The organism is Dolichospermum sp. UHCC 0352 (genome assembly GCF_009711925.1).
Classification (GTDB): Bacteria; Cyanobacteriota; Cyanobacteriia; order Cyanobacteriales; family Nostocaceae; genus Dolichospermum; species Dolichospermum lemmermannii.
The window spans coordinates 1-6,906 of sequence record NZ_VIKY01000089.1 but is presented as its reverse complement, the minus strand read 5'-3'; the positions used below and the strand labels follow the sequence as shown (position 1 = coordinate 6,906).

General features: G+C 36.5%; 7 protein-coding genes and 2 tRNA genes. 7 read left to right on the top strand and 2 right to left on the bottom strand.

Translation table 11 applies throughout. The annotated features are described in order from the left end of the window. The first annotated feature begins 390 nt into the window (after window positions 1–390). From rpsP to FJR06_RS06045, 3 genes are all read left to right on the top strand, one after another. Entirely contained in the window at window positions 391–651 is a 261-nt protein-coding gene (gene rpsP, locus FJR06_RS06055) for a 30S ribosomal protein S16 (protein WP_015081384.1), read from the top strand. Window positions 652–658: 7 nt separating this feature from the next. Further along, a complete protein-coding gene (locus tag FJR06_RS06050; RefSeq protein WP_015081383.1) occupies window positions 659–1,045 on the top strand; it encodes a KH domain-containing protein in 387 nt (128 codons plus the stop codon). Between the two features lie 355 nt (window positions 1,046–1,400). Next, window positions 1,401–2,354 carry a PhoH family protein gene (locus tag FJR06_RS06045; protein ID WP_015081382.1) on the top strand — a complete coding sequence of 318 codons (954 nt, stop codon included), beginning with the start codon at window positions 1,401–1,403 and terminating at the stop codon, window positions 2,352–2,354. 58 nt (window positions 2,355–2,412) lie between these two features. Here the strand turns inward: FJR06_RS06045 and FJR06_RS06040 are convergent, their stop codons facing one another. Together FJR06_RS06040 and FJR06_RS06035 are read right to left on the bottom strand one after the other, a co-directional pair. After that, window positions 2,413–3,345 carry a hypothetical protein gene (locus tag FJR06_RS06040; protein ID WP_015081381.1) on the bottom strand — a complete coding sequence of 311 codons (933 nt, stop codon included), beginning with the start codon at window positions 3,343–3,345 and terminating at the stop codon, window positions 2,413–2,415. Window positions 3,346–3,352: 7 nt separating this feature from the next. Continuing rightward, the gene (locus FJR06_RS06035) at window positions 3,353–4,399 is read right to left on the bottom strand and encodes an AAA family ATPase (protein ID WP_168651043.1); all 1,047 of its coding nucleotides are present in this window, start codon (window positions 4,397–4,399) and stop codon (window positions 3,353–3,355) included. Window positions 4,400–4,672: 273 nt separating this feature from the next. On the opposite strand from FJR06_RS06035, the gene FJR06_RS06030 reads away from it, so the two are divergent. From FJR06_RS06030 to FJR06_RS06015, 4 genes are all read left to right on the top strand, one after another. Further along, window positions 4,673–5,080: a ChuX/HutX family heme-like substrate-binding protein gene (locus FJR06_RS06030; protein ID WP_148760854.1), complete on the top strand. Its 408-nt coding sequence runs from the start codon at window positions 4,673–4,675 to the stop codon at window positions 5,078–5,080. Between the two features lie 76 nt (window positions 5,081–5,156). Then, on the top strand, window positions 5,157–5,933 hold the full coding sequence (locus FJR06_RS06025; protein WP_168651042.1) for a DUF6816 family protein: 777 nt from the start codon (window positions 5,157–5,159) through the stop codon (window positions 5,931–5,933). A gap of 165 nt (window positions 5,934–6,098) precedes the next feature. Continuing rightward, window positions 6,099–6,181, top strand: a tRNA-Tyr gene (locus FJR06_RS06020). Between the two features lie 83 nt (window positions 6,182–6,264). Further along, window positions 6,265–6,336 (top strand) — tRNA-Thr (locus FJR06_RS06015). The last annotated feature ends 570 nt before the right edge of the window (window positions 6,337–6,906 follow it).

Sequence of the window (6,906 nt, the reverse complement as noted above, 5' to 3'; positions counted from 1 at the left end):
GCATACTTCGACAAGCTCAGTACAAGTCTTGCCCGCGTGAGCGAGACGCTCACACTACAGTCCATCATTTTTATCTTAACAAACTAGTAGTATATGCTCTGATCAATAATTTATCAAAATTGTTTATAATGAATTAGTGCAGGTAATGGAGGAAAGGTTAAGGTACTACAACTGTTTTATCCCGAAACCACGGGAGTAGGGGGCAAAAAGAATATCTTTCTTACTGACAACTGACAACTGACAACTAAACTAATAGCCATTCACGGCTAAAAAGTGCTAAAATTAGCATTTCAGTGTTGGAAGTTGTGAAGGCGGGTATAATATCCCCATCACTTCCTTATCAATCAGTTACAAACTCACTCACTAGGAACAGGAGAAACAGTTCTCAACATGATCAAATTGCGTTTAAAAAGATTTGGCAAAAAGCGCGAAGCAAGTTACCGGATTGTTGCTATTAACAACCTGGCCCGTCGTGACGGTCGCCCCCTAGAAGAACTAGGATTTTATAACCCCAGAACTGATGAAGTAAAATTAAACATTCCTGGTATCATTAAGCGTCTACAACAAGGCGCTCAACCTACCGATACAGTTCGTAGTATCCTCGTAAAAGCTAACGTTTTTGAACAGGTCAGTGCAACAGCCGCATCATAGTCTTGAGATGAAATCCCTAGCAACCAGTCCCAATTATGTTGGGCTGGTAGAGTTTCTTGTGCAGCCGTTTTTAGAATCTCCAGAATCTTTAAGCGTTGATTGTGAAATGTCTCAAACCCTCAAGCGGGCTTGGGTTCGCATTGCTTTTAATAGCACAGATAAAGAAAAAGTGTTTGGTCGAGGGGGACGAAATATCCAGGCAATTCGCACTGTAATTGCCGCCGCAGCCGAACTAGCTGGGCAATCAGTATACCTGGATATTTATGGCAACAGTTCCCAAAGTCGGGAAAGTGTGTCTTTTGATGAAGAACAGGAAGAGCGGATACTACCACCCAAGTCGAAAGAACGAGAGAACAATATTCCCAAACCTGTTGTTAAACCACGTTTACGCTAGTACCGCAGGGCGGAATTAAAAATTAAAAATTAAAAATTGAAAAAGCAAATTACAAAAGCTTTTTAGTGGTTTTTAATAATTAGTGATTTTTGCCGCACTCTCCTAGTTAGTTTAAATGGTTGGTGACAGATTGAATTCTGGGAAAGATGGAGACAGGGACAACAGCATTGTCAAATCTTGGCGAATAATTCCGTTTTTATGGCGGATTTACCAGCCAAGAATTAACAAATGTTGTCAGCCCATTTCCCAATCATACAAATACTAATTAACAGAAAATTATAGAATTTTCAATTTACATTTAATCGGAAAATATTAATTTTGTTAACAACTACTTTTTACCCAATTCAGCAATAATATGGCAGATGATTCCATAATTCAACTGCCTAGTATGTCCAGTGCGATCGCTCTAGCTGGATATGGTGAGGCAAATATCAAGTTATTATGCCAACAAACAGGAGCTAACTTAGTTCTGCGGGGACAAGAATTATTAATTTCGGGAACACCTAAACAGGTAGAATTAGTAAAGCGATTAGTGCGATCGCTAGAAAATTTGTGGAGTAAAGGTAATAATATCTCTAGTGCTGATATTCTCACAGCCCGTCAAGCCCTGGATACAAATACAGAAGACCAATTACAAGACCTACAGCGCGATATCCTCGCCAAAACTCGCCGAGGTTTTGAAATTCGCGCTAAAACCTTTCACCAGCGCCAATATATAGACGCACTTCGCAGACGGGATTTAACCTTTTGTATTGGTCCTGCGGGAACAGGAAAAACCTATCTCGCGGTAGTTATCGCCGTTCAAGCCCTACTCAGTAATCAATTTGAACGGCTGATTTTAACCCGTCCCGCAGTGGAAGCAGGGGAAAAACTCGGCTTTTTACCAGGAGACTTACAGCAAAAAGTCAATCCCTATTTACGTCCTCTTTATGATGCCATTAATGAATTCATAGACCCCGAAAAAGTCCCCAACTTAATCGAACGGGAAATCATCGAAGTCGCACCATTAGCTTATATGCGAGGACGGACATTAAATAACGCCTTTATCATCGTTGACGAAGCCCAGAATACCACACCGGCGCAAATGAAAATGGTTTTAACCCGATTGGGTTTTAACTCCCGCATGGTGATTACAGGTGATGTTACCCAAACTGATTTACCACATTATCAAAAATCAGGTTTAGATGTAGCTTTGCAAATTCTCAGAAACGTGGAAGGAATTGCGATTTGCGAATTTTCCCAAAAAGATGTGGTGCGTCATCCTTTAGTGCAACGAATTGTTGCTGCGTATGAGAAATACGAAACGTAGTAAATTAGTTATATACTAGTTAGTAGTCAGTAGTTAGTAGTCAATGGTTATTGACCACCTATAGCTGTTCTATTTTATTTTTTAATTCAATTAAATCATCATATTGATTAATATCAATATGATTAATTGCCCATTTAGAAAAATGATCCATAGAAATATAGGATCTATTATATGATCTATATGGGAGTTTTTTATCTTTGCTAACTTTGTCCATTGCCTTTTGAATATCTTTGCCATCAAACCAAATTAAATATTGTTTTTGTATCCAAAATTCCTCTTGATCAAAGAGTTGTAAATATTTATGAAGATTGTTTTTAAATTTATCTATTGTGACTTCTTGAACTGTATTTGTAAAGTCTTTAATTAAAGACTCAGCCCTTTCTTCGCAGTCAGATAAGGTTAGAGAATTGGGGATTGTACCTTTAATCCATCTCGTTTTTAATTGTTTTCTACTAGCGGTAAGTTGGCATAAATTACCCAAAGCCCATCTTACAGCTTGATAATCTTGCAAAATCCTAGCAGCATCTTCTATCCATTTAGTGATAACATCAACTCCAGGGGAATCTTTATGACCCCACTTATTATTAGAAATAGGATTTTCTAAATTATTTGCATATTGTGTTGACCAATATTCATGAATAAGTTCAGGATTAAGTAAATAATTTTCAATACAGGTACGATGAGAAAGAAAAGCTCGATTTCTTAGTTTATCTATTTGTAGTAATTTAATTTCTGAAGTAGGTTCAATATCAAAATCACGATCCCTAAAAATTAGGTAATTTTGGGTATTTTCCTTTTTCTCATGCTTATTTTTATTATTTTCAATATTTGTATTTTGATATAAATAACCTGGAACAAAATTTGAAAAATTAAACTTTCCACCAGTAGGAACAATAGTGATCTGATTTGATAAATTTCCTAATAGCTGATTAATAAGGTCTTTGTCGAGCGTACCTTCACAGAAAATAACTTTATTATTAACTACTCCCACAATGCAATTACTCCTCAATTCTGATAATAGATGACTCAGGTACTAATTGAGCTACATAATCAGAATGGGTTGTAATAATAAACTGATTATTTTTACCTAATTTCGGTAAAGCTCTCAATAATGCCTGTTGCATCGGTGGATGTAAATGTAATTCAATTTCATCAATTAAAATAACTGAATTGTGAATATTCCAACTCATAAAATCTATAAGCATAGGAAAAATAGCACGTTCTCCCCCAGACATTTCAGAAATTTCATAGTAGTTTTTACCATCATAGAGATAAAACCAAGGTTCACTAAAAATTTCATCAATATTATCTCGTATTTCCACACCTTGAAATACACGCCCTGGAAAAACTGCTTGATAAATTCTTTCCATTTCTGCGTATAAATCTTTTTGTCCTGGTCGAAAATTTTTATTATTCTTTTGATGAACCATTTGCCACTTTGCTAGGCGATCACGTAAAATATCCTCTGTAATTTCTAATTTGTTTTCTGGATCTTCAGGAGTTAAACTAGTTGCAGTTCTCTGTTCTGTGTACCAAAAAACCGTACCCACTTTTTCAAAAACTGGAAACCCTTCAGAACGAAATAATTGTTTAGCGTATTGTCGTCCTTTAAATTGAAATAATTCAGCCGCGCTATCTGCTTTTACATCGTCTCCTTGCCATTTTAAAGTAACAAGATGCTTTTGGGCAGGAGGAAGTAAATCACGACCCATTTCTTGTAATTTTTGTTGAAATTCGCCTACAGCTTGTAGTTCTGATTTAGAAAATTGTATATTTATAGTCACATGAGATGGAAATCCCCGCCAATTTCTACCCAGCAAGTCATAGTTAAACCCTGGCCAATCTAAATCAGCAGGTTTTTTCAATCTTCCTGTGGCTGTACCTAGTATTGCCGCTATCGCCTGTAATATACTGGTTTTTCCAGCCCCATTCATCCCAATGAGAACAATTAAATCTTGTGCTAAACCTGTCTCTGGATCAGTAAAATCTAATTCCTGATCTCGAAATTTCTTAAAATGTTTGAGTTTAAGGCTTTGAATTTTCATAAATAAATCTCATGTTCAAGAGAACAATTTACCATAAGTAAGTCGGCCCAATAAAATCGATATATGTTTAGTTTTGTAAAAACCGTGAAACACCCTATTTATAAGGTATTCGTTAATTTATATTTCGTTACATAGATTGATTTTTTAACGCCGACCTACTTATCATATTTATTCATGATAGCAATTTGAGTCCAATCATGTTATAAACTTTTATAGCCAGAAGTTATTTATTCATTTTCCATCACGTCAACTAATTCATATTCAACATAAATGATGACAACAACATTGAAAGAATTTTTAGAAGCTTGTGAAACCTTGGGAACTTTGCGCCTAATTGTCACCAGTAGCGCCGCTGTTTTAGAAGCTAGAGGAAAAATAGAAAAGCTATATTACGCCGAATTACCAAAAGGTAAATATGCGAATATGCACACCGAAGGCTTTGAATTTCATTTGAATATGGATATGATTCAACAAGTGAAATTTGAAACAGGTGAAGCTAAAAGAGGGAATTTTACAACCTATGCAATTCGGTTTTTAGATGCAGAAGAAAAACCTGCATTAAGCCTCTTTCTGCAATGGGGTAAACCTGGAGAATACGAACTAGGACAAGTAGAAGCTTGGCAAACTTTAAAAGAAAAGTATGGGGAAATTTGGCAACCTTTAGCCCTAGAAACCTTATAATTTTGAAATCCCTAGATTCCCGACTTCTCAAAGAAGTTGGGGATCTAAACTAAATGAATATTATTAATTGTTGAATATGGTGATAAAAATAATTATTAGCTTTTGCTTAATGCTTTTTTTGTTCTTAGGAAATAATCAAGCCCAAGCTGGAGAATTAGCAGAAAATTTAGCCAAATTCCCCCAATGGGAAAAATTAACATCAGTCAAACCAGCCAAAGGAGATTTAGTTTACCCAGAATGGATGTCTGGGACTTGGAAAGTTACCAGCACATTAGTAGATTTAGCCGCACCTTTAGCACCGGATATAGTGACACCAGGCTTTGAAGGTAATCGTAGTCAATTAAATCAACCAATTAGTTTTTTAGTTAAATTCATAAAAGTTAAACCAACTAATTCGGGGTTAAAAATTTTTGCTAACTTCCAAAAGCAAGCATCAATATTAGTTGCAGATAGAGAATTTAATAGTTTAAACCTATCCAGAGCTTATTTAGGGAATGAGGCTGTTTTATCATCCAAAGTAGATCCTCAATCTCCCAATCGTCAAATTACATTTTTGCGGGGTGAACGGCAATTAATTTCTATTATCAGCGATCGCGCCACAGAAACAACAGCAGATAATCAATTCATCACCACAGAAGTTTTCCAACAATTATTTAAAGGCAGTTATCGTCCATATTTGAATACTGTAGAATCAACCACAGCCTATCAAAAGCTTTCTACACCATCTCCAGCCATTACCGCAGATCAAGTAACTGCTGTCTACCTTTCCCCCCAAGATCCTGATTATTTTACCGCAGGTTCTCGACCAGTGGCTTTATATCGGTATCGGCTAGAATTTTTTCCCCCAAGCTGAACTTCTAACCCGCTTGTACTCTCTACAAAAAAATGGAGAACTAATCGCGTAAATCTCGGAAACTACTTTGGAGTAAAGGATTCAGACTTTATCCAAAAATATTTTCTCCAACCCCTTGCCAAACCCAGAGACTACTGCTATTATAGTTAAGCGTGGGACACAAACGGGTCGATGTCCGAGTGGTTAATGGAGACGGACTGTAAATCCGTTGGTTTACGCCTACGCTGGTTCAAATCCAGCTCGGCCCATATCCTACAGAAATTAAGAATTATAAATGCTGTGCTATAAACAAATGTACAGCATTTTAAATCTTATTTTTAGCTTCTATTTCGCCCGTGTGGCTCAGTGGTAGAGCACACCCTTGGTAAGGGTGAGGTCACGAGTTCAATCCTCGTCACGGGCTTTTTAAAATGACGGGAATTCAATACTTCTGGTAGCTTGCATAAGTTGGCTGTACTCTACCAGTATCTCATTACAGATGGGAACTTGCATAGTAGTTGCATAACAGGAATACTTATTAAGTAACATTTATCTATAAGATAGCCTTATATAAATACCTTATTCTGTAGTTTCATCATGCCATCAGCTAACTACTCACGCTATATTGACCTGTAATGCCTCTCTTTTGAGTTTCAGGTACAGACAGTCATGCAAAGGTGATATTGGCTGTTTTAGAGGTATTTACAGATAGGTGTTTTTGAATTACGTTTAATCAAATTAGGAAACAGTTGTTTTAAATTGCGTTGTACAGCAACAGTAGCGGCGTGCGTGATAGAACTCATTGCTAATGGAGTTTGGTAGCTATCTAATATGAACAGTATAAGCATTACTATAAAGATAGTACAAACATAAGAGTTGTATAAATTAGCTCCACAATAAACACTAACCTGCGACATTGGTGACAAGTTACAGCGGTTTCCGCTCTTATGAGGTACAAAGTTGAATCATGAAACTCTTGTAGTGCGGGCATACT